This is a genomic window from Rhodococcus sp. NBC_00294, assembly GCF_036163995.1.
GTDB lineage: Bacteria > Actinomycetota > Actinomycetes > Mycobacteriales > Mycobacteriaceae > Rhodococcoides.
Window position 1 is genome coordinate 4,441,323 of sequence record NZ_CP108043.1, and the last position, 18,094, is coordinate 4,459,416.

Below are 18,094 nucleotides of genomic sequence, written 5' to 3' on the forward strand. Positions count from 1 at the left end.
TCACATACGCGTGTGCCGATGGGGGTGGGCGCGTCCCAGGGGAAGGCTCCACGTGACCAGCAATTCGGTGACCGACGACTCCGTGACAGGTGCTCACGAGACTCGCCCGCTCGTTCCGCACCAGCCCGATCACCGGTTCGAACGCAGCTCCCGCCTGGTCGGACACGCCTACGTCATCCCCGACTACTACGAGGTCGGCCGCGAGAAGATCCGCGAACTCTCCCGCGCCATCCAGAACGAACATCCGGCGCACCACAAGGAGGCCGCTGCGGCCGAGTTGGGATACGAGGGACTCGTCGCGCCCGCGACCTTCGTGAGCGTCGTCGGATCCATCGCCATCGACTATCTCTTCGCGCACATCCTCGTGGAGTACGAGATCACGGCAGTCATGCAGACCGATCAGAGCTTCGTTCTGCACCGCCCGGTCATGCAGGGAGATCAGCTGGTGTCCACTCTCCAGGTGCTGTCGATCCGCCAGTTCGCGGGCAACGACATCCTGGTGGTCCAGAACCATCTGACGTCGCACGGCGAGGACGTGTGCACCAGCACCACGACGTTCATCGCCCGGACCGATGCCGACGTGGACCCGCGAGCGGCGGCTCTCGTCGACGCCGTGCTCCCCGCCAGCGTGCCGCGGATGGGCCCCACCGCCCGCCCGACCGCCTGACCGCCTGCATTCCGACCGGCCTCCGGCCCTCCCGCCACACCCCGACCGGCCTCCGGCCTTCCCGCCACACCCCGACCGGCCTCCGGCCCTCCCGCTAGAGTCCCCCGTGTGGAGGACGAATTCGCCGACCGGTCGTTCGAGGACGAGAACTACAACGAGATCGACGCACACGGCCAGCGGTGGGACAGGCGTTCGTACACGTCCTGCAGCTTCATCGACGCGGACCTCGGCGGTCTGACCACCCACGGTGTCGTCTTCACCGACTGCGACTTCTCCGGCGTGGATCTGACGGACTCGACGCACATCGGGTCGGCCTTCCGCAACTGCGAGTTCCGGCGGAGCCGATTGTGGCACAGCACTTTTCGCAGCACATCGTTCCTCGGTTCCGCCATCGCGGACTCGCGCATCACGCCCGCGGTCTTCGACGAGGTCGACCTCATGCTCACCTCGCTCGGCGGTCTCGACCTCCGCGGACTCGACCTCACCGGGGCGCGCCTGCGTGACGCCAACCTCGTCGGGACCGATCTCCGCAAGGCCACGCTCCGCGGCGTCGACTTCGGCGGTGCCCGCACCTCCGGGCTCCGGTTGAACGATGCGGATCTGCGGGGCAGCATCGCCGATGCCACGTTCTGGACGTCGGCCGTGCTCGACGGAGCCCGCATCGACACGGTCCAGGCACTCGCCTACGTGCACGCGCACGGTCTCACCGTCTCGGACTGAGTAGATCCGACCTCCGCCCGACTCCGAATAAGAGACGGAAACGGCCTCCCCGCCCGCGTGGTCCGTGCGGGAAGGCCGTTCCATCGGCAGGCTGTGGTCTCAACCTCACCGGGCGTCCACGCCGACGCACGCGCCGCCGCTGCCGCCGCACGTCTTCTACCCGAGCCACCCACTTCCGAAACGGACACAGGTGCTCGACCGCGTCGAACCGCGATGATCGGAACCCTGGACCGGACGACACCCGAGGACGCACGATGACGGGGAACTGTCACCGAGTGAAGGGCACACCATGAGCGACAACGTCTACCGCGTCACCGAGATCGTCGGAACCTCGACGGAGGGTGTCGACGACGCCATCCGCAAGGCCATCTCCCGCGCGAGCAGCACACTGCGGGAGCTCGACTGGTTCGAGGTCACCGAGACCCGCGGACACATCGAGAACGGCGCGGTCGCGCACTTCCAGGTGACGCTGAAGGTCGGCTTCAAACTCGACGACTGAGTGATCGGCGGGCACCGAATCGAGATTCACCCACCTGTTCGGTGTTTCCCCGCACGCGGGCCGGGTAGATCGCACCGCGTGAAAGCCATGACTTATCGAGGCCCGTACAAGGTCCGAGTGCAGAACAAGGACATGCCGACCATCGAGCATCCGAACGACGCCGTCGTCCGGGTCGAGATGGCGGCCATCTGTGGATCCGATCTCCACCTGTATCACGGCATGATGCCGGACACCAGGGTCGGGACGACGTTCGGTCATGAGTTCATCGGCGTGGTCGAGGAGGTCGGGCCGTCGGTCCGGAACCTGACACCGGGCGATCGGGTCATGGTGCCGTTCAACGTGTACTGCGGGTCGTGTTTCTTCTGCGCACGCGGCCTGTACTCCAACTGCCACAACGTCAATCCGAATGCGACGGCCGTCGGCGGCATCTACGGGTACTCCCACACGTGCGGCGGGTACGACGGAGGTCAGGCACAGTACGTCCGGGTACCGTTCGCCGACGTCGGGCCCGCGATCATTCCGGACTGGATGGACGACGAGGACGCGCTCCTGTGCACCGATGCCCTCGCCACCGGATACTTCGGCGCGCAGCTCGCGGACATCGTCGAGGGTGACACCGTGGCGGTGTTCGGAGCCGGTCCCGTCGGGCTGTTCGCCGCCACGTCTGCGTGGCTGATGGGCGCCGGCAGGGTGATCGTCGTCGACCACCTCGAGAACCGTCTCGCCAAGGCCCGCACCTTCGCCCACGCCGAGACGATCAACTTCGCGGAGCACGACGACCTCGTGGTGACCATGAAGAGGGCCACCGACCATCTCGGTGCGGACCGCGTGATCGACGCGGTGGGCGCCGAAGCCGACGGGAACTTCCTCCAGCACGTCACCGCCGCGAAGCTCACACTCCAGGGCGGGTCCCCCATCGCCCTCAATTGGGCCATCGACAGTGTCCGCAAGGGCGGGACGGTCTCGGTCGTGGGCGCGTACGGGCCCATGTTCAGTGCGGTCAAGTTCGGCGACGCGATGAACAAGGGGCTGACCCTGCGCATGAACCAGTGCCCCGTCAAGCGCCAATGGCCACGCTTGTTCTCGCACATTCGTAACGGCTACATCAAGCCCAGCGAGATCATCACCCATCGAATTCCGTTGGAGCACATCGCCGACGGCTACCACATCTTCTCGTCCAAGCTCGACGGCTGCATCAAGCCGATCGTGCTGCCGAACGCGAGCTGAGAGGACCACCCATGGTCTACCGTGCCGATCACCCACCCGTACCCGACCACGACGAGTTGCGCGCACGAATACCCGGATGGGGTGTCGACCTCGATCCCGCAGACCGTCCGTCCGTGCCGCGAGAACGATTCGACCCCGACGCGACCGGTGCGCACTGGGACTTCCCGGAGCGTCAACCCGAGCTGCGTCCCCGCGAACGATCCATCGAACACGGAACTCTTCCGCCGGTCTTCGGCACGACGGCACCTCTGCGCGGGGTGTCCGGCGCCGTGCGCCGGTTCGCTTATCGCTACAGCGAGGGCCGGGCGGCGCACTGGCTGCTACTCCTGGCGGGCGACCGCGTGGACGCCGTCGAATCCCACCTGCGTTCGCTGACCACCGTGCACCCCGACAACCCGATCACGCAGACCGGGATCCGCACCGAGATCACCCACCACGGGGTGCGGTCGAGGCGGGGAACCACCCGCGTCGACATGCACCACGCGTGGATCGATCCGATCATCGTCGGCGGTCCGTGGGTTCTGGCGGGCGTGGCGGCCACCACGATCGTGCGCTCCCTCCGGAGGCGCTGACAGGGTTCCTCGTCACACCGCCGTCATGGCGGAACCGATCCGGTCGAAGCGCTTCTCCCGGGCGATCCTGCGCATGTCCGGATCTTCGGCCAGCAGATCGGCCAGCTCCCGGTGCAGCACCGAACCCACGCGATCGCAGAACGGCTGGACCTCGTCGGCGGCGTCGGGGTACTCCGGCACGATCAGATCCACGATGCCGGCGCCACGGAGGTCGAGCGACCGGACACCCTGGCGCACAGCCATGTCGGGGGCATGAGCGGTGTCGCGATGCACGATGGCGCTCGCACCTTCGGGTGGCAACGGAGAGAGCCACGCGTGCTGTGCCGCCAGGACGCGGTCCGCCGGAACCAGCGCGAGGGCGCCACCACCGGTGCCCTGGCCGAGCAGCACCGAGATGGTCGGCGTGTCCAGATCGACCATGTCCGCGATGGAGCGCGCGATCTCCGCGCCGAGCCCACCTTCCTCGGCCTCCTTCGACAGCGCGGCGCCCGCGGTGTCGATGACCGTCACCAACGGCAGTCGTAGTTCCGCAGCCAGGCGCATTCCCCGCCTCGCTTCACGCAGTGCTGCCGGACCCAGCGGGGTCAACGGCGTCTGGCCCCGGCGATCCTGCCCCAGCAGCACACAGGGCATGTCGCCGAAACGCACCAGCGCGAGAATCAGTCCGGGGTCCGTCTCACCCTGCCCGGTCCCGTTGAGCGGCAGCACGTCCGAGGCCGCGTTGTAGAGCAGCTCGCGGACACCCGGGCGGTCGGCCCGCCGGGACGCCACGATGGAGTCCCAGGCCGGGACGTCGTCGATCGACCACTCCGGCGCCGGCGCCGGCCGCGGGCGTGTCCCCGCCGGAAGCGTCATGATGCGCAGAGCGCGATCCACCACCTCGCCGAGTTGATCCGGTCGCTTCACCGCGTCCACGAGTCCGTGCGCCTGCAGGTTCTCCGATGTCTGCACCCCCGTCGGGAACGGCGTGTCGTAGAGGGCCTCGTACACCCGCGGGCCGAGGAACCCCACCAGCGCACCGGGTTCGGCGATGGTGACGTGACCGAGCGATCCCCAGGACGCGAACACTCCGCCGGTGGTGGGGTGCCGGAGGTAGACGATGTACGGAAGATGTGCCGCTTTGTGGGCGGTGACCGCAGCCGTGATCTTGACCATCTGCAGGAACGCCACCGTGCCCTCCTGCATTCGCGTGCCGCCCGACGTCGGGAGCGCCAACAGTGGAAGGCGCTCGGCGGTCGCCCGGCGTACTGCCGTCGTCAGACGTTCCCCGGCCGCGACCCCGATGGAACCGCCGAGGAAACGGAACTCGCACAACAGGATCGCCACCCGCCGACCGGAGATGGTGGCGACACCGGTTATCACCGACTCGTCGAGTCCGGTCTTCTCCCGCGCCGCCGCGAGTTCCGCGGTGTACGCCTCGTCGACCGGATGATCGTGCGGGGTGGAGTCCCACGACTCGAAACTTCCCGCGTCGACCACGATGTCGAGCAGAGCGAGGGCACCGATGCCGGCCATCAGACGCTCTCCGCCAACCATGCGCGGACCAGATCCTCGTCGGCGCCCAGAACGGGCGGAGCGAGGTGCCGGGTCTCGGTGGTCTCCGCTCCGTCGGCGTCGAAGAAGCGCAACGGCGGTCCGGGGAGTGTCACCTTCCCGAGCGTCTCGTGCTCGACGTCGACGAGAAGACCCTGCGACCGGGTCTGCTCCCATTCGTAGACTTCCTGGACGTTGCGCACCTTGCCGGCCGGGACGCCGATCTCGTCGAGAAGAGCGAGCAGCGGCTCGGTCTCGTACGTGCGGAAGATCTTCGACACCAGCTCGACGACGTCGTCCCGGCTACCGACGCGCTGCGGGTTGGTGGCCATGCCCTCGAGGTCCGGATCGATGCCGAAGCCGTCGCAGAAGCGATGCCACAGACCCTCGCTGCCCACCGAGATCTGCACCGCGCCGTCGGAGGTCGGGAACAGCCCGTACGGGCAGATGGAGGGGTGGTGATTGCCCTGCGCCTGTCCGATCTCCCCCGCGACGGTCCACTTCGTGCCCTGGAAGGCGTGCACTCCCACGACGCTCGCGAGAAGCGAGGTGCGCACCACCTTTCCGCGCCCCGTGCGATCTCGTTCCCGAAGTGCGGCGAGCACTCCGAAAGCTCCGTACATGCCCGCCAGGAGATCGGCGATGGGAACGCCCACGCGTTGGACGTCGTCCGGCCCGGAGCCCGTGAAGGACATGAGGCCGGCCTCCCCCTGTGCGATCTGGTCGTAGCCGGAGCGGCCGCCCTCCGGACCGTCGTGGCCGAAACCGCTGATGGACAACACGACCAGGCCGGGATTGAGCTCGGCCAGTCGCTCGGTCGTGAATCCCAAACGGTCGAGAACACCGGTGCGGAAGTTCTCGAGCAGAACGTCGGCCTTGGCGATCATCGCCTCGAGGGCGTCGCGACCGTCGTCCGTCTTGAGGTCGAGGGCGATCGACCGCTTGTTCCGATTGGCGGAGAGGAAGTAGGTCGATTCGCGGTCGGCGTGACCGTCACCCGGCTCCGGTGTGACGAAGGGCGGGCCCCACACGCGGGTGTCGTCACCACCCTTGGGCGATTCGATCTTGATGACGTCCGCACCGAGATCGCCGAGCATCATCGCGGCGTGCGGTCCTGCGAGGGCGCGGGTGAGATCGACGACGACGGTGCCGTCGAGGGGGCCGGTCCTGCCCGTGGTGTTGAGAGGCATGGCGTTTCTCGATCCTGTCGGAGAGCGTGGCTTTGGTTCGGTGACCTAGTGGACTAGCCAATTAAGGAGACCACGGCGCCCACGTGATGTCAACGGAGCATCGGCGGAGCGGTTACATCCAGCCGGGGACGACGAGCACGGCCCAGGCCACCAGTGGTCCGATGGCCACGACCAGCGCGCTGTACTTCAGAATCTGCCGGTAGAAGACGTCGCGATCGATGCCCTGCGCGTTGGCGAGCACCAACGCGCCGTTCGTCGAGAACGGGCTGACGTCGACGATGGTGGACGAGATGGCGAGCGCGACGATCACGCCGACGGCACCCACCTCACCTGCCAGCAGGAACGGCACTGCCAGCGGAATGGTGACGCCCAGGATCGCGGTGGAGGATGCGAAGGCGGACACGATCGCACCGATGTAGCAGAGCAGGACGGCGACGAGCAGCGGGATGCCGATGCCGGCGACGGCGTTACCGACGTACTCGACCGTGCCCGCTTCCTGCAGCACCCCGACGAAGGTCAGAATTCCTCCGATCAGAAGGACGGTGGACCAACTGATCTGGTTGATCGCACCCTTCTGCGCCTTCGGCGACGCCAGTGCCAGCACCACCGCGACCGTCATGGACACGAAGCCCACGTCGAGATCGAGGATCAGCGACAGGACTGCCAGCGACACGAGTCCCACGAGGGTGAGAATCTGATCGGGCGTGATCGCCTTGACCGCCGTGGCCAGCGGAGGCGCGTTCTCCACGGTGACAGTCTGGGACGGACGCTTGGTCGTCGTCGCACCGAAACCGCGCATCACGGTCGTCCGCGTGGTGCCGCCGCCCACGGAACCCGGATCGCCGTCCGGCCTGAGACCGTCGTCGTCGTGGACGCTGCGCCCGATGAGCGACCGTCCGCCGAGGAACGTGAAGAGCAGTGCTCCGATGGCCGCGTTGAACAGCAGACTTCCGAGGAACAGAGTCAGCGGACTGTTGGTGAGCCCGGCGTCGGCCGCGATGCGGTTGACGGTGACGCCGTAGATGCTGATCGGCGAGAACCCGCCCGCCTGGGCACCGTGGATGACCATCATGCCCATGAGCAGCGCATTGATCTTGTAGCGCGCCGCGAAGCCGAGGGCGATGGGTGCCACGATCGCCACGGCTGCGGGGCCCAGTGCCCCGATCGCCGTGAGAACGCCGGTGATACCGAACATCACCCACGGAATGAGCGCGACCCTCCCCCCGACGAGTCGTACGGCGCCACGGACCAGGAGGTCGACGGTGCCGTTGTTCTGGGCGATCGCGAAGAGATACGTGATGCCGACGAGGGTGAGGAAGAGACTGCTCGGGAATCCCCCGATGATCTGGTCCGTGTCCATGCCGACGGCGAGCGTGCCGACGAGGAACGCTGCGACGAAGCCCAGGGCGCCCATGTTCACCGGCAGCACCGTGGCTGCGAGGAACATGACGACCAGCGCGAGAATGGGTATCAACTCGGTCGACATCGATGGTCTCCGGTCCGTGTGAGTGTCTCGCGGGCGTCTGCCCGAGAGCGTCAGTGGCGAAGTGGACTAGCCACTGAGACACCGGTGACTCTGGCAGTGAACTGAGTCACTGTCAACCCTTACTGTGGGCGGAGTAACGACGCCGTGGTGGCGCTACTCTGTGGGTGAGTGGAGCAGAGCACGAGTGACGCAGAGAACGGGTGACCCAGTGGCCGACCAGATCCGTCCGGTGAACCGCCCGCGGTTGTACGAGGTGATCGTCGAGCAGTTGTGCGACCACATCGCGGCGCGCGACATGCAGGTCGGAGAACGATTGCCGGCCGAGCGCGAACTCGCCGGCCAGCTCGGCGTCAGTCGCGCGTCCCTCAGCCAGGCCCTGGTGGCTCTCGAGGTGCAGGGCATCCTGTCCGTGCGGCACGGCGACGGAGCAGTACTGGTTCGTAGACCGGTGGGCGACATGGCCATTCGGGCGCTCCGCGAGCACGCCGATCGCCTTCCCGAGGTCATCGAGGCGCGTGAGGCACTCGAAGTCAAACTGGCCGAACTGGCCGCGGCCCGGCGCAGTGACGACGAGATGCGCGCCATCGACCACGCCCTGGACGTCATGGAGGCGGAGATCTCCGGCGGTGAGCGAGGAGTGTCGGGGGACGAACTGTTCCACCGGGCCGTGACGGCCGCGGCGCATTCCCCGCTCCTCGCCCGGTTGATGGGCGAGATCGCCGAACTGATTCGCGAGACCCGCATCGAGTCGCTGTCGCAATCGGATCGCCCACGATCGTCTCTCGAAGGTCATCGGCGTATCGCCGAGGCCATCCGGCGCGAGGACACCGTGAAAGCCGGACGTGCGATGGCCGATCACATCCGCCTGGTCTCCGACGTGGAACTACTTCGGGCCGAACGCTAGCGAGCGCGGTCTCGCGCGAGAGAGGCCGCGACGCAAGGGCTGGAGTCGCCGCCGCGCCGTTTCCGAACGACCGACACGGGTAGCCGACCAGGATGCCCGTCGTCAGAGTCGCGTCCGATCCCGGCTTCGCCGCCGCCGTCGCCGACTCCGTCGCGGCCGATCTCGACGGATCGGCCACGCGCGACGGCGACGTGCTCACCGTCGACCAGGTCGCGATCCCGTTGCCACCGGTACAGAGCGGCAGCCCCGACCTGGACACCTGGGCGTCCCTGCTCGGCCATACCGGGGGCAGCGAGGACATCCTCACCGTGTGCGTGTCCGAGATACCGCGGCGCGTGCGGTCCCGCCCCGTACTCGCCGAGATCGTCGGGCCGTCGATGGTGGTCGTCTACGTTCCGTCGTTCGGGACCCACCGAGTCGCGCCGCGGGCGCGCGCCGTCACGCTGGCCGCGCTGGAAGCGCTACGCGACGCCACCGGTGTCGACAGGCCCGATCCCGCCACGGGTCTCGCGCACTGGTCCACCGTGTCCGGCCACGACGCCCTGGTGGCGCCCGCCCTGCTGGGGCGTGCGCGGGTGGTAGCGGGCATGATCCGCACCAACCGCCCGTGGCGGTTGATGCCGACGTTGTCCGGCGCACTCGCCGCGGCGACCGCGACGTCCGCGTTCGGCCTCTTCTACTCGAGCATCTGGCAGATGGCGGCCTCGATGTCGATCGTGCGTCTGTCAGCGGTGTCCGCCACCGCCCTCGTGGCCGTGACGACATGGCTCATCGTGCCGAACGGACTGTGGGAGAGGCGCGCTCGACGCGAGCGTGGGTTCGATCGCACGATGTACAACCTCGCCACCCTCGGTACGGTCGTGTCCGGGGTGGCCGTCATGTACGCGGTCCTGTTCGCGGTGGTCGGCGCGGCGGCCGCGGTGGTGATCTCTCCGTCGTTCCTGTCCGAACAGATCGGGCGTGCGGCGAACCTCTCCGATTACGTTCGCCTGGCCTGGCTCTCGGCATCACTCGGCACCGTGGCGGGCGCCGTCGGCAGCACCGTGGCCGACCGGGAGCAGATTCTCCGTGCGACGTTCGGACACCGCGAGGTCCTTCGTCGACGCGCAGCTGCCGGCCGACTGGACGACACGCAGGACCACGTCGACTCGTGACCGGTCCCGAATTCCGATGAAAACATCAGGAGTGGCACCGACGCCTGTTACGTTGCCGCGGAGCCGGGGGGACGGCTTCCGCACACGGGGGGAACGACGATGGCGACACGACGACAGGCTCTGCAGACTCTGATCGGCGGAGGCGTGCTCGGCACGGGGCTGCTCGCGGCCACGGGACCGACGGCCTCGGCCGCTCCCACAGGCGCGTATCGAGTGGACCTACACGCGCACATGATCCCGCCGATGTATCGGGAGGCCGTGCTGCGCGCCGGGCTTCTGGTTCCGGGCGGCCTACCGCTGCCCGCGTGGTCGCCGGAGTCCGCTCTCGCGTTCATGGACGAGTTCGGCATCGCGGCCCAGGTGCTCTCGATCTCCGACCCCGGAGTGCGGTTCGTGCGCGGCCTCGAGGCGGTGCGCCTCGCGCGCTCCTGCAACGACTACGCGGCCGACCAGGTTCGACTGCATCCCACTCGTTTCGGCTCCCTGGTCACCGTGCCACTTCCGGACGTGCCGGCGTCCCTCGCCGAGATCGCGTACGGCCTGGACGTGCTGGGAATGGACGGGGTGGCACTGCTGTCGTCGTACGACGGCATCTACCTCGGTGACCCACGCTTCGAGCCGATCATGGCGTTGCTCGACGCGCGGTCCGCCCTCGTCTTCGTGCACCCCGGCGAGCTCCCCGCGGGTTCGGCTCCCCCACTGCCGCTTCCGAGCTTCCTCCTCGAGTTCCCGTTCGAGACCACACGGACCGCGGTCGAGATGATCGCGGCCGGCACCCTCGACCGGTATCCGAACATCCGCTTCGTCCTCGCTCACGCGGGTGGTTGCCTGCCGTACCTCGCCACGCGGCTGAATGCGCCCCGCGCCGTCGCACCGGATCAGATCCCGTCCGTGTCGCTGCTCGGCCTCGAGGGTGCACTGCGACGCTTCCATTACGACACCGCACTGTCCGCCTCGGCGTCGTCGCTGCGATCGGTGCTCGAAGTGACCGACATCGACCACATCGTCTTCGGAACCGACTGGCCCTTCAGCGGACTCACCTACTCCGCCTCGGACACGGACGACCCGGCCCCCGGCCTGTCCGACGTGTTCGACGGCGACGGCCGGGCACGGGTGGAACGCGCCAATCCCCTCGCGCTGCTCCCTCGGCTGGCGGCGGAGCTGCGGTAGCCGGTCGAGGTTCTGCCACCATGGGGGTATGGCCACGAGCACCACTGCCCCACTCACCGGATATCTCAGCGACAATGCCGCGGGCACCGCCCCGGAGATCCTCGCGGCCATGGCGCAGGCATCGACCGGGCTCGCAGCCCCGTACGGCAACGATCCGACGTCCGCTCGTCTCACGACGCTGATGGCCGACGTCTTCGAGCGTCCCGTCGACGTGTTCGTCGTCGGAACCGGTTCGGCGGCCAACGGACTGGCGCTGGCCGCGTGTACACCGCCGTGGGGCAGCATCCTCACTCATCCCGACGGCCACATCACCAACGACGAGGCCGGCGCTCCGGAGTTCTTCACCGACGGCGCCAAGATCGTCCTCGTGGACGGCCCCCGTTCGACGATGGATCCCACCGCACTGCGCGCCGCGGTCGTGCGACGACGCGGCGACGTCCACAGTGTCCAGCCGTCGGTGGTGAGCCTCACGCAGGTCACCGAGACGGGCAGCGTCCACACCCTCGACGAGGTGCGTGAGGTGTCGTCCATCGCGCACGATGCCGGACTCCGCGTGCACATGGACGGCGCCCGGTTCGCCAACGCGCTCGTGGCCCTCGAGTGCACGCCGGCCGAGATGACCTGGCGAGCAGGCGTGGACATCCTGTCCTTCGGCGCGACGAAGAACGGCACGATGACCGCCGAGGCCATCGTGTCGTTCGATCCCTCGTTGTCCACCGAACTGGCGTTCCGACACAAGCGCGGTGGCCAGCTGACGTCCAAGATGCGGTTCCAGAGCGCGCAACTGGTCGCGTACCTGGAGAACGACCTCTGGATGCGTCATGCGCGGAACGCCAACGCGATGGCCGCGCGGCTCCGAGACGGGCTCCGACAGATCGGGGGCATCGAGGTCGTGGGCGACGCGTCGGCGAACATGTCCTACTTCCGCTTCCCCGCTGCTCTGACACAGGCACTGCACGACCGCGGATTCACGTTCTACGACGACCGGTGGGAGCCGGGGGTCGTGCGTCTCGTGACGTCGTTCGCGCACACTGCGCGCGACGTGGACGCGTTCGTCGATGCCGTGCGGGCGCTCGCCATTATTGACTGATCAGTCTAGAATGGGTGCATGCCGAGACCGCGCGAGTTCGACACGGACACTGTGCTCGCGGCCGCCGTCGACACGTTCGTCCGTCACGGTTACACCGGCGCGTCCGTCGATCAGATCCTCGACGCCGTCGGCATCCGACGGGCGAGCCTCTACAACGCGTTCGGAAGCAAGCGCGGACTGTTCCTCACCGCACTGTGCTCGACGCACTCCACGATGCCTCTGCTTCTCGTCGCTCTCATGGATCTGGCCCCCTCCGATCCCTCGGTGAGGCAGGAGATCCGCGAGAAGTTGGTTGCCGAGAACATCGACGCACGGGCACTGGGCGACGCGATACTCACGCGCGCCTGCATCGAGAGAAAGGGCACAGCATGAACACCGTGACCATCGTCGACGGCCGACTGGTCGTCGAACCACGCGGCCTCGACAAGCTCTGGAGCTTCACGCGCCGACTCGACATTCCGCTGTCCGAGGTGAAGGGCGCCACCGTCGACACCGGTGTACGGCGTGAGCCCAGGGGCATCAGGGCTCCGGGCCTCTCGATACCGGGAAAGTACGCCGGCACCTTCCATCGTGACGGCGAGAAAGTGTTCTGGAACGTCGGGGACCCGGTGCGCAACATTGTGATCGAGCTCGACGGCACCGGACGGTTCGATCGACTCGTCCTGACGGTGGACGATCCGACCCGAACGGAGAACGCGGTCAACGCCGCACTCGCGACCTAGTTCTCACAGGTCCGCCCATGCCTCCGGATTGACGGCGTGGGGCGGCATCGTGCCGGCGGCCATCGCGACGGCGTTCTCCGCGCACAGACGCGCCATCTCGCTCCGCACCGACACCGTCGCGCTCCCGACGTGCGGCAGCAGCACGGTGTTGGCCAGCTCCGACAGGCCGGGTGCCGTGGCCGGTTCGTCCTCGTACACGTCGAGCCCCGCACCGGCGATCACGCCGTCCCGCAACGCCTCCACCAGAGCGGACTCGTCGACCACCGGCCCGCGCGCGGTGTTCACCAGAATCGCGGAGGTCTTCATCGCGCCGAGAACCCGAGCATCGACGAGGTGGTACGTCGCCTCGGTCAGCGGAACGTGCAGGGACAGGAAGTCGCTCGTCGCCACCAACTCGTCCCACGAGACGTGCTCGACGCGACCGCCGAACTCGTCGAGCTCCGCATCGTCGACGGGCCTGTCGGACGGGGGCCGTGGGCAGAACCGCACCGTCATACCGAATCCGAGAGCGCGCCGCGCCGTCGCGCGAGCGATGCGCCCGAATCCGGCCAGTCCCAGCACCCGTCCGGACACGTCCGTGCCGAGCATCAGGTCCGGTGCCCATCCGGTGAACTCACCGGCGCGCACCGTCCGGTCCGCCTCGAGCGCCCGACGCGCGGTGGCCAGCATCAGCAGGAGAGCGATGTCCGCCGTGGAGTCCGTCAGGACGCCCGGAGTGTTCCCGACGACGATGCCTCGGACGGTGGCGGCGCCGACGTCGATGTTGTCGACACCCACCGCGTAGTTGGAGATCCCACGCAGCCGCGCACCGGCGAGCAGTGCGCTGTCGAACCGGTCCCGGAGCTGGGCCACCACCACGTCGTAGTCGCCGGAGGCGCATCGCTCCGCCAGCGCGACGTGATCGAGCGCGATCACGTCGACGTCGACGTCGACGTCGGCGGCGCGGCGCAGAATCTCCATACCTGGTTCGGGAATCGGCAGGGTGACCAGAATCCGTGTCATGCGTCGTGCTCGCTCTCGGTGCGTCCCAACAGTTCCCGCAGTACTTCGGCGGTGTGCTCGCCGAGGTCCGGTCCGAGCGATCGGATGGGAACGGACGCGTCGCCGATGACGGGCACCACACCGACGAAACCCACGTCCACCGGAGTCTCACCACCGACGTCCACGGGGAACGTCTGAATCATGTTGCGCGCTCGGTACTGTGGATCCCGCACGATGTCGGCGGCCGTGTAGATGGGCCCCGACGGCACACCGGCCTGATCGAGCACCGCCAACGCCTCATCGCGGGAGTGCAGCATGGTCCAGGCGGAGATGGCCGCGTCCAGTTCGTCCCGACGTCGCCAGCGGCCGGCGTTGGCGGACAGCTCGGGATCCGCGCCGAGATCCGGCCGACCGATCGTCTCCATGTAGCGCTGGAAGATGGCGTCGCCGTTGCCGGCGATGATGATCGAGTGACCGTCGTTGCACGGGTACGCATTCGAGGGCGCGATGCCTTCCATCCGCCCACCGGTGCGTTCGCGTTCCACTCCGTAGGCGAGGTAGTCGGGTACCAGCGATTCCATCATCGACAGAATCGACTCGTTGAGCGCGACGTCGATCGAGCGTTGCTCGAGCGAGAGCTCGCTCGACGCGGTCTGGCGTCGGAACAGAGCCATGACACAACCGAAGGCGGCGTAGAGGCCGGCGATGGAGTCACCGATCGACACTCCGACGCGAACCGGTGGTCGGTCGGGGTCGCCGACGAGGTTGCGAAATCCCCCGTAGGCCTCCGCGACGGCGGCGAAGCCCGGACGCTCGGCCATCGGACCGGTCTGCCCGAAAGCGGAGATGCGGGTGATGATGAGATCGGGGTTCCTCTCGCTCAACTGCTCCGGCGAGAGTCCCCATTTCTCGAGAGTGCCGGGCCGAAAGTTCTCGAGCACGATGTCGCACTGCGCGGCGAGATCCAGCACGTCCTGCCGCCCCTGCTCGGTGCGCAGATCGAGCACGATCGACTTCTTGTTGCGGTTGATCGTCCGGTACAACATCGACGTGGTACCGGAATAGAGACGCCAGTTCCGGATCTCGTCGCCGGTGCCGGGTCGCTCGACCTTGATCACCTCCGCGCCGAAGTCCGCGAGCATGCGTCCCGCGGTCGGCGCGGCGATGTAGTTGCCGAGCTCCAGCACTCGAATGCCGGTCAGCGGTAGCGACATGGGGTCCTCTCCGTCAGTCCCGGTCGTCCGGGCGCACGTCCTGCTCGGGATACCGGTCCATCAGCATCCTGTGGACCGCCGGGTTCGCACCCTCGAGCACCCGGCCCGCGAGTCGCCCGAGCTCGAGTGCGTCCTCACGACCGAGGCGGTCGACGACCAGTTCTCGCACCTGCGCGACGTGACCGGGAGCCGCGCGACGAACGATCTCCATGCCCTCGTCGGTCAACGTCACCGCGGTCTGCCCACCGGGGCCTCCGCGTGGCCCCCGTTCGACCCACCCCCGCGACTCCATACGCGTGAGTGCGTGGGAGACCCGAGAAAGTGATCCTGCGGCGAAGGCAGCGATCTCACTCGTCGGCGAACTCCGACCAGGCGACTCGGACAGACCGGCCAGAAGCATGTATTCGAAGTGGTTGACCCCCGCGTCGTTCTTCAATTGCGAGTTCAGTACTGCGGGGAGCGCCTCGAGGAGGCCTGCGACCGCGAGCCACGCGCGTACCTCGTCGGGTCGCAGCCACTCGACGTCGTCGTTCACGCACCCAGCCTAGGTGTCGTGAACCTTCGCTACCCTCACTTGAAGGTTCAACTCGACGACACCACAGAGTGTTGACACTTCACTACATCGGCAGAACGGCACCAATGCACATCGGGATCGGCAACTTCGTGTCGGCCGTCGTCGAGTACGACACCGGCCACCGCGTCACCGCTCGCGAGCGGGTGGCGCATCTCTTGGACGGACCATGCTGCGGGGCATCGAGTTGCTCGGCACCGAGGTCGCGCCGCTGGTGAAGGCACGCGTGAGCGATCGCCTCCGAGCATCACGACCGGAGCGCCTCCGCCAGCATGGGCACCACGGTGTCGAGTGCGTACTGCAGCGAGAGCGCCGAGTTGGTGGAGTAGGACTTCGCCACCGCCGGGTCGTCGAACACGATCGCATGCCCCTGCGCCACGGCCGGGATGCTGCGGAACAGCGGGTTCTGCTCGATGTCCTGCGCAGTCTTGCCGATCGGAAACATGACGACGAGATCCGCGTCGAGCAGACCCAGCTGCTCGTCCGCGATCGGTACGGAGAACCGCACCGGGGTCATCGATGCGATGGTCGGGTTCTGCCGGAACCCGAGCCGCATCAGGAACTGCACCCGCTCGCTGTCCTCTATGTAGGCGCCGTAGCCGGTTCCGCTGAGGGCGCCCACCGTCACGGTCTTCTCTGCGAACTCCGGATGGTCCGCAGCGGCCGTGCGGAAGCCGTCGTCCAGCCCGGCGATCAGCTCGGCGCCCTTCTCGGGCACACCGAGCGCCGCGGCCACCATGGTGACCTGATCCTCGTAGGACGTCGTGTAGTTCTCCGCACCCTCCGGGATGCCGACGGTCGGGGCGATGGCCGCCAGCCGGTCGTGCCGGCCGACGTCGCCCGAGCTCTTGGTGTCGAGGATCAGATCCGGCTCGAGTGCCGCCACTGCTTCGTAGGACGGTTCCAGGGTTCCGATGATCTCGGGTGGTGTGTCGTAGAGACCCTCCGCCCACGGACCGACGCCCTCTCCGCCGAAGTCGAGCCAGTCGCTGGCACCGACCGGCTGGACCCCGAGGGCCAATGCCGTCTCCGCGTCCCCCCACCCCAGCGCCACGACGCGCGTCGGCGCCGATTCGAGGTCGACGGCGCCGAACGCGGTGTCGACCGTCGCGGGATAGACGCCGCCGGCCGCTGTCTGCGCCGCGTCGCGGCCGTCCTCGGTGGCGGCCGACGAGCACGACACGGTGAGGGCCACCGTCGCGACGAGTACAGGGATCAGTCGCCTCACGGGCGCACACACGGTGAGAAACATTGCGTTAGCCTAACCTCACCTGAGGCCCACGGGCGCACTGCGATCCAGCTCACAATCTGCATCACCGCAGGTGAGACCCGTTCTCGACTGGTCGCCGAAAAATATCTCGGCAGATCGGTAATGAAATTCGGGATGGGCGCGATTCAGTAGACATGAGCATTGCAACCGACTTCGCCACCGCAGACGTCACGCGCAACCACGGTGCCGACACCGCCCACGACATCGACTCCATGCACGACGAGATCGAGCGTCTCGACGCCCAGATCCTGGCCGCAGTGGCACGACGCACCGAGCTCACTCGCACCGTCGGCATGATGGAGCCCCGCTCGGCCGCATCGTCCGCACGCGAGATGTCGGTGCTCCAGCACTTCGGTGATCTCGGCCGCGAGGGCCGCACCCTCGGCATGCTCCTCCTGCGTATGGGCCGCGGACAGATCGCTCGCTAGTCCCGCCCGCGGTAGAACTACCGCATGGTGTGGTTCGTTCTGGCGGCGGCCGTGGTGGCCGAAGTGTCCGCCACCCTGTCGCTCAAAGGTTCCGAGACCCGTCCCGTCCTCTATGTCGTGGTGATCTTCGGTTATCTGCTGGCCTTCGTCGGACTCGCGTCCGTACTGCGCCGCGGTATGGCCCTCGGTGTCGCCTACGGTATCTGGGGAGCAGGCGGTGTCGCTCTCACCGCCCTTCTCGCCTCAGCGCTCTTCGGTGAACCGCTGACCATCGTGATGGGTCTCGGAATCGGACTGGTCATCGTCGGTGTACTCCTCGTCGAGACCGGGTCCCACCCCGCAGAGCGGGAACCGTGACGCAGTACCTCTTCCTCCTCGGCGCCATCCTCCTCGAGGTGTCGGCCACGCTGTCGCTCCGCGTGGCGGCCACCGGACGCCCCGCGTTCTACGGGGTCGTCGCTCTCGGCTATCTCCTCGCGTTCGTCGCCCTGCTCGGTGCGCTCCGTTCCGGTCTGGCCCTGGGAGTGGCCTACGGCATCTGGGCCGCGTCCGGAGTTGCCCTCACCGCCGTGGCCTCCCGGTACCTCTTTCGAGAACCCCTGACCCGCCGCATGCTCGGCGGGATCGCATGCATCGTCATCGGCGTCCTGCTCATCGAACTCGGTGCCGCGGCCGCTCGATGAACCTGCCGAGCAG

Annotated in this window: 21 protein-coding genes; 14 read left to right on the plus strand and 7 right to left on the minus strand. The window is 67.7% G+C overall.

Features of this window, described 5'->3' with window-relative positions:
- The first annotated feature begins 52 nt into the window (after nucleotides 1–52).
- The 5 genes from OHB23_RS20825 (at nucleotide 53) to OHB23_RS20845 (ending at nucleotide 3,685) form a co-directional block, all read left to right on the plus strand.
- The gene (locus tag OHB23_RS20825; protein WP_328810314.1) at nucleotides 53–667 is read left to right on the plus strand and encodes an FAS1-like dehydratase domain-containing protein; all 615 of its coding nucleotides are present in this window, start codon (nucleotides 53–55) and stop codon (nucleotides 665–667) included.
- A gap of 159 nt (nucleotides 668–826) precedes the next feature.
- Complete coding sequence (locus OHB23_RS20830; RefSeq protein ID WP_231476201.1) at nucleotides 827–1,387, plus strand: pentapeptide repeat-containing protein; 561 nt, start codon at nucleotides 827–829, stop codon at nucleotides 1,385–1,387.
- A 289-nt stretch (nucleotides 1,388–1,676) separates the two neighbouring features.
- Complete coding sequence (locus tag OHB23_RS20835) at nucleotides 1,677–1,886, plus strand: dodecin (protein WP_027504346.1); 210 nt, start codon at nucleotides 1,677–1,679, stop codon at nucleotides 1,884–1,886.
- A 78-nt stretch (nucleotides 1,887–1,964) separates the two neighbouring features.
- Complete coding sequence (locus tag OHB23_RS20840) at nucleotides 1,965–3,113, plus strand: zinc-dependent alcohol dehydrogenase (RefSeq protein ID WP_328810316.1); 1,149 nt, start codon at nucleotides 1,965–1,967, stop codon at nucleotides 3,111–3,113.
- Nucleotides 3,114–3,124: 11 nt separating this feature from the next.
- Entirely contained in the window at nucleotides 3,125–3,685 is a 561-nt protein-coding gene (locus tag OHB23_RS20845; RefSeq protein WP_328810317.1) for a hypothetical protein, read from the plus strand.
- A gap of 12 nt (nucleotides 3,686–3,697) precedes the next feature.
- On the opposite strand, the gene OHB23_RS20850 is transcribed toward OHB23_RS20845, so the two are convergent.
- The 3 genes from OHB23_RS20850 to OHB23_RS20860 all read right to left on the minus strand — a co-directional run bounded on the left by OHB23_RS20850 (nucleotide 3,698) and on the right by OHB23_RS20860 (nucleotide 7,894).
- A complete protein-coding gene (locus OHB23_RS20850; protein WP_222646668.1) occupies nucleotides 3,698–5,200 on the minus strand; it encodes a carboxyl transferase domain-containing protein in 1,503 nt (500 codons plus the stop codon).
- Entirely contained in the window at nucleotides 5,200–6,408 is a 1,209-nt protein-coding gene (locus OHB23_RS20855; RefSeq protein WP_222627958.1) for a CaiB/BaiF CoA transferase family protein, read from the minus strand. Before OHB23_RS20855 ends, OHB23_RS20850 begins: the two co-directional genes overlap by 1 nt.
- Nucleotides 6,409–6,520: 112 nt before the next feature.
- Nucleotides 6,521–7,894: an SLC13 family permease gene (locus tag OHB23_RS20860; protein WP_328810318.1), complete on the minus strand. Its 1,374-nt coding sequence runs from the start codon at nucleotides 7,892–7,894 to the stop codon at nucleotides 6,521–6,523.
- Nucleotides 7,895–8,102: 208 nt separating this feature from the next.
- Here OHB23_RS20860 and OHB23_RS20865 point away from each other — a divergent pair, with 208 nt between their 5' ends.
- The 6 genes from OHB23_RS20865 to OHB23_RS20890 all read left to right on the plus strand — a co-directional run bounded on the left by OHB23_RS20865 (nucleotide 8,103) and on the right by OHB23_RS20890 (nucleotide 12,934).
- The gene (locus OHB23_RS20865) at nucleotides 8,103–8,798 is read left to right on the plus strand and encodes a FadR/GntR family transcriptional regulator (protein ID WP_328810319.1); all 696 of its coding nucleotides are present in this window, start codon (nucleotides 8,103–8,105) and stop codon (nucleotides 8,796–8,798) included.
- Nucleotides 8,799–8,890: 92 nt separating this feature from the next.
- Entirely contained in the window at nucleotides 8,891–9,952 is a 1,062-nt protein-coding gene (locus tag OHB23_RS20870; protein ID WP_328810320.1) for a hypothetical protein, read from the plus strand.
- Nucleotides 9,953–10,051: 99 nt separating this feature from the next.
- Entirely contained in the window at nucleotides 10,052–11,122 is a 1,071-nt protein-coding gene (locus OHB23_RS20875) for an amidohydrolase family protein (protein ID WP_222639623.1), read from the plus strand.
- Between the two features lie 28 nt (nucleotides 11,123–11,150).
- The gene (locus OHB23_RS20880) at nucleotides 11,151–12,212 is read left to right on the plus strand and encodes a threonine aldolase family protein (RefSeq protein WP_328810321.1); all 1,062 of its coding nucleotides are present in this window, start codon (nucleotides 11,151–11,153) and stop codon (nucleotides 12,210–12,212) included.
- Between the two features lie 18 nt (nucleotides 12,213–12,230).
- A complete protein-coding gene (locus tag OHB23_RS20885; protein WP_328810322.1) occupies nucleotides 12,231–12,584 on the plus strand; it encodes a TetR/AcrR family transcriptional regulator in 354 nt (117 codons plus the stop codon).
- A complete protein-coding gene (locus OHB23_RS20890; RefSeq protein ID WP_056446591.1) occupies nucleotides 12,581–12,934 on the plus strand; it encodes a hypothetical protein in 354 nt (117 codons plus the stop codon). The genes OHB23_RS20885 and OHB23_RS20890 overlap by 4 nt, the downstream gene beginning before the upstream one ends.
- A gap of 3 nt (nucleotides 12,935–12,937) precedes the next feature.
- Here OHB23_RS20890 and OHB23_RS20895 read toward each other — a convergent pair whose 3' ends face one another.
- From OHB23_RS20895 to OHB23_RS20910, 4 genes are all read right to left on the minus strand, one after another.
- Nucleotides 12,938–13,936 (minus strand): 2-hydroxyacid dehydrogenase, encoded by a 999-nt coding sequence (locus OHB23_RS20895; protein ID WP_328810323.1) that lies wholly within the window; start codon nucleotides 13,934–13,936, stop codon nucleotides 12,938–12,940.
- Nucleotides 13,933–15,129: a CaiB/BaiF CoA transferase family protein gene (locus OHB23_RS20900; protein ID WP_328810324.1), complete on the minus strand. Its 1,197-nt coding sequence runs from the start codon at nucleotides 15,127–15,129 to the stop codon at nucleotides 13,933–13,935. The genes OHB23_RS20895 and OHB23_RS20900 overlap by 4 nt, the downstream gene beginning before the upstream one ends.
- A gap of 13 nt (nucleotides 15,130–15,142) precedes the next feature.
- Nucleotides 15,143–15,664: a MarR family winged helix-turn-helix transcriptional regulator gene (locus tag OHB23_RS20905; protein ID WP_056446583.1), complete on the minus strand. Its 522-nt coding sequence runs from the start codon at nucleotides 15,662–15,664 to the stop codon at nucleotides 15,143–15,145.
- A 283-nt stretch (nucleotides 15,665–15,947) separates the two neighbouring features.
- A complete protein-coding gene (locus OHB23_RS20910; protein WP_308115495.1) occupies nucleotides 15,948–16,928 on the minus strand; it encodes an iron-siderophore ABC transporter substrate-binding protein in 981 nt (326 codons plus the stop codon).
- A 176-nt stretch (nucleotides 16,929–17,104) separates the two neighbouring features.
- On the opposite strand from OHB23_RS20910, the gene OHB23_RS20915 reads away from it, so the two are divergent.
- Genes OHB23_RS20915 through OHB23_RS20925 form a run of 3 tightly spaced genes read left to right on the plus strand, consistent with a single transcriptional unit; the run spans nucleotide 17,105 to nucleotide 18,081 of the window.
- The gene (locus OHB23_RS20915) at nucleotides 17,105–17,398 is read left to right on the plus strand and encodes a chorismate mutase (protein ID WP_037184031.1); all 294 of its coding nucleotides are present in this window, start codon (nucleotides 17,105–17,107) and stop codon (nucleotides 17,396–17,398) included.
- Nucleotides 17,399–17,422: 24 nt separating this feature from the next.
- Entirely contained in the window at nucleotides 17,423–17,755 is a 333-nt protein-coding gene (locus OHB23_RS20920) for a DMT family transporter (RefSeq protein WP_328810326.1), read from the plus strand.
- Nucleotides 17,752–18,081, plus strand: a complete 330-nt coding sequence (locus tag OHB23_RS20925) for a DMT family transporter (RefSeq protein ID WP_328810327.1) — start codon at nucleotides 17,752–17,754, stop codon at nucleotides 18,079–18,081. Before OHB23_RS20920 ends, OHB23_RS20925 begins: the two co-directional genes overlap by 4 nt.
- Nucleotides 18,082–18,094 lie beyond the last annotated feature (13 nt).

What these genes read in the sequence shown, in the direction of transcription:
- OHB23_RS20835 (WP_027504346.1), top strand. Translation starts at nt 1,677, where the DNA reads ATGAGCGACAACGTCTACCGCGTCACCGAGATCGTCGGAACCTCGACG.
- OHB23_RS20845 (WP_328810317.1), top strand. Translation starts at nt 3,125, where the DNA reads ATGGTCTACCGTGCCGATCACCCACCCGTACCCGACCACGACGAGTTG.
- OHB23_RS20850 (WP_222646668.1), bottom strand. Translation starts at nt 5,200, where the DNA reads ATGGCCGGCATCGGTGCCCTCGCTCTGCTCGACATCGTGGTCGACGCG.
- OHB23_RS20855 (WP_222627958.1), bottom strand. Translation starts at nt 6,408, where the DNA reads ATGCCTCTCAACACCACGGGCAGGACCGGCCCCCTCGACGGCACCGTC.
- OHB23_RS20860 (WP_328810318.1), bottom strand. Translation starts at nt 7,894, where the DNA reads ATGTCGACCGAGTTGATACCCATTCTCGCGCTGGTCGTCATGTTCCTC.
- OHB23_RS20870 (WP_328810320.1), top strand. Translation starts at nt 8,891, where the DNA reads ATGCCCGTCGTCAGAGTCGCGTCCGATCCCGGCTTCGCCGCCGCCGTC.
- OHB23_RS20875 (WP_222639623.1), top strand. Translation starts at nt 10,052, where the DNA reads ATGGCGACACGACGACAGGCTCTGCAGACTCTGATCGGCGGAGGCGTG.
- OHB23_RS20880 (WP_328810321.1), top strand. Translation starts at nt 11,151, where the DNA reads ATGGCCACGAGCACCACTGCCCCACTCACCGGATATCTCAGCGACAAT.
- OHB23_RS20885 (WP_328810322.1), top strand. Translation starts at nt 12,231, where the DNA reads ATGCCGAGACCGCGCGAGTTCGACACGGACACTGTGCTCGCGGCCGCC.
- OHB23_RS20890 (WP_056446591.1), top strand. Translation starts at nt 12,581, where the DNA reads ATGAACACCGTGACCATCGTCGACGGCCGACTGGTCGTCGAACCACGC.
- OHB23_RS20895 (WP_328810323.1), bottom strand. Translation starts at nt 13,936, where the DNA reads ATGACACGGATTCTGGTCACCCTGCCGATTCCCGAACCAGGTATGGAG.
- OHB23_RS20900 (WP_328810324.1), bottom strand. Translation starts at nt 15,129, where the DNA reads ATGTCGCTACCGCTGACCGGCATTCGAGTGCTGGAGCTCGGCAACTAC.
- OHB23_RS20915 (WP_037184031.1), top strand. Translation starts at nt 17,105, where the DNA reads ATGAGCATTGCAACCGACTTCGCCACCGCAGACGTCACGCGCAACCAC.
- OHB23_RS20920 (WP_328810326.1), top strand. Translation starts at nt 17,423, where the DNA reads ATGGTGTGGTTCGTTCTGGCGGCGGCCGTGGTGGCCGAAGTGTCCGCC.